A 2,739-nucleotide genomic window follows, 5' to 3' on the forward strand; every position below is an offset into this window, starting at 1 on the left:
CGGAGACGCGCGGCTTCTCGCGGCGGACCCGCGGGGGCCGGACCGCGTAGCCGGAAACTCCGACGATGCGATGATCCTCGCCCAAGAGGTACAGCGTCTCGACCGTCTCCTCGGTCAGGCAGATGATGCGTTCCGGAGGAAATCTCATCGGGACGCCTCGGAGATCACAAGCCGAACTGCATAATGGTAACGATCCTGGCCACATCCGCGGACCGGCATTCCGCCGTTATCACGCGTCCGTCTGGATGTCAGGTGTACGCAAGTCAGTGTGTGATGGGTTGAGTCGCCTTGCGGCTGTCCGGCTCCGCCACGGCAATGACCTCGCTCGTGGTCGGATAACGGCAGCTCATGAAAGTCGGGATCTCCGAGCTTCTTCGAGGCCGTCCTCACGGACATGATCGTGCTGGGTTCCTCCTCGACGGCTTCGGGTTCGCCCGCCGCGTAGGGCAGCACGGGGTCTGCTGGGGCGCGATGGTGACGCTCTTCGGCTTCGTCCTTATCGGCGTCGTACCCTCTCAGGAGGGCTCTTGACCGAAAAAGCTCCCTCGATGCATATTTGTTTCTGAAACGATGCTTCATTAGCGAAGCATGACGCTTGCAGAGGCGTAAGCACCGCATACGGGAGGGCATAGCGATGGACATGGCACAGCGTACGATCACGGAACCCGCACGACAGATCCCCGTCCTCATGGAGGCAGACGTCGTGGTGGTGGGTGGTGGCACCACCGGCCCCTTCGCCGCTATTGCCGCAGCACGCCGCGGCAAGCGCGTCGTCATGATCGAGCGCTTCGGGTCGCTCGGAGGGAATCTGACGCTCGGACTGAACACCAAGCCTTCGGGCGCGCTTGTCGGGGGCCTGCCCCTCGAGATCTGGAATCTTGCGCGATCGGTCGGCGGCGCCGGCGAAGATTACATGGCAATGTCGAAAACCGGCGATGTGAAGATCGCATCACCTTGTGATCCCGAGATCATGAAGATCCTGCTGACGCGGCTCTGCGTCGACTCCGGCGTTCAAATCCTTTTCGAAACATTCGTATCGAGCCCCGTCGTCGAGAGTGGCACGGTGAAGGGCGTCATCGTCGAGAGCAAGGCTGGCCGCCAGTTTATTGGAGCCAAGGTCGTCATAGACTGCTCGGCCGATGCCGATATGGCGGCTAAAGCCGGGGCGCCGTTCATCATGGGGGCCGGCGACGCCGCAAAGACTATGCAGCCGGTGTCAATGTACTTCACGATGAACAAAGTCGACATCAAACGTCTCGCAGACTGGGCGCGCACGAGTGACGACATACCAGCCCGCGCTATCCCCGACACGGAAGAGGGTCTTGCCTATGGGCTGTGGCTGACCGGGTTCAATAAGACCCTGCAGCGCTTCCAGGCTGAGACCGGGATTAAGCTGCAACGCGACAATATCACGCTTAAGACCGCCGACGGGCTGATGTACGTTAACGCCACACGCGTGCCCGGAGTGGACGTTTTTTCTCCCGTTGAATTCACCGCGGCAATAGTTGAGTGTTACCGGCAAATCGAGGCTGTCGCGAAGCTCCTACGCGAGCAAATCCCGGGATTCGAAAATGCGACCATCGGCCAGATCGCACCGGTGCTTGGGGTTCGAGAGACCCGGCATATCCAAGGTGAGTACACGCTCACTGGGGAGGACGCGATAGAGGGGCGCTTCTTCGAGGACAGCATTGGTGCGGACGCTTCAGCACTTGACATTCACGAGCCAAGAGGTGGCGACGTCGATTTCCGAGGCATGCGCCCGTATGAAATCCCTTACCGGTGTCTCGTTCCGCTTGGCGTCGAGCAACTCCTCATTGCCGGGCGCTGCATTTCCGCCGATCACACAGCACATGCCCGGTCGCGCAATATGCCTGCGTGCATGGCAACCGGGCAAGCCGCTGGAGTCGCTGCCGCGATAGCCATCGACGAAAATGTGACTGTGCGGAAGGTTCCAATCAAGAAGGTCCAGGACGAATTGCAGTCTATGGGAATGCCTCTGCACGGAGACCAGGTGAATTGATAAGGTCCTTACCCGGCCGAATCGAACACCGCGCTGCTGCCGCGCGGTGTTCAACTTCCGGCGCTCTACTCGTCAACACAGCCAAATAAACCACAGTGCGTCACCAGGAAGGACGTAGTTCACCCTGCAGAGGTTCTCGTGGAGACGTCAATAGATTACTACTTCAGCGTCGCCAGCCCGTGGTCATATTTAGGGAGCGAGCGTTTCATCGGGATTGCCCGTCGCTACGACGTCCCGGTAAAAGTGATCCCGCTTGATCTTACGCGTGTCTTTGCGGCTTCCGGTGGACTCCCGTATGAGAAGCGCTCAGCCCAGCGGCGATCCTATCGGCAGGTGGAGTTGGACCGCTGGAGCCGCAAGCTTGGAGTGCCAGTCACGTTGGAGCCTCGATACTACCCGGTGGATCGCCGTCCAGCCAGTTACCTGCTCATTGCCGCGCGTCGCGAACGAGGAGACGTGCTCAACCTGTCACATGCCATTCTTCGAGCAATCTGGCATGAAGAGCGAAACTTGGCGGATTGGAGCACTCTCACGGACATAGCTGATCAGGAAGGTTTGAATGGTCGTGCACTTGTTCGAGCCGCCCAAGATATCTCTGTCGCTCGAGAGCATGAACGCGACACCGACCACGCGATCGCAGCGCAAGTGTTTGGTGCACCGACATACATAATAGATGGTGAGCTGTTCTGGGGTCAGGACCGGTTGGGCTTCCTGGAGGA

The 2,739-nt window shown here is 59.6% G+C and carries 3 protein-coding genes and 1 pseudogene; 3 read left to right on the plus strand and 1 reads right to left on the minus strand.

Translation table 11 applies throughout. The features are described 5' to 3' along the window. Positions 1–148, minus strand: a pseudogene (locus tag BN1233_RS49945) (cobalamin-binding protein); the annotation flags it as partial. Positions 149–348: 200 nt separating this feature from the next. On the opposite strand from BN1233_RS49945, the gene BN1233_RS28285 reads away from it, so the two are divergent. From BN1233_RS28285 to BN1233_RS28295, 3 genes are all read left to right on the plus strand, one after another. Beyond that, positions 349–531 (plus strand): hypothetical protein, encoded by a 183-nt coding sequence (locus tag BN1233_RS28285; protein WP_046867005.1) that lies wholly within the window; start codon positions 349–351, stop codon positions 529–531. A 157-nt stretch (positions 532–688) separates the two neighbouring features. Next, complete coding sequence (locus tag BN1233_RS28290) at positions 689–2,020, plus strand: FAD-dependent oxidoreductase (protein ID WP_187144399.1); 1,332 nt, start codon at positions 689–691, stop codon at positions 2,018–2,020. A gap of 138 nt (positions 2,021–2,158) precedes the next feature. Continuing rightward, positions 2,159–2,739 (plus strand): 2-hydroxychromene-2-carboxylate isomerase (locus BN1233_RS28295; protein WP_046867006.1); only part of this gene is annotated, 581 nt, incomplete at its 3' end.

The sequence above is a fragment of the Microvirga massiliensis genome, assembly GCF_001006805.1.
Taxonomy (GTDB): domain Bacteria; phylum Pseudomonadota; class Alphaproteobacteria; order Rhizobiales; family Beijerinckiaceae; genus Microvirga; species Microvirga massiliensis.

Bases quoted from the DNA above. Each gene is read 5' to 3' on its own strand.
- BN1233_RS28285 (WP_046867005.1), top strand. From the start codon at position 349: ATGAAAGTCGGGATCTCCGAGCTTCTTCGAGGCCGTCCTCACGGACAT.
- BN1233_RS28290 (WP_187144399.1), top strand. From the start codon at position 689: ATGGAGGCAGACGTCGTGGTGGTGGGTGGTGGCACCACCGGCCCCTTC.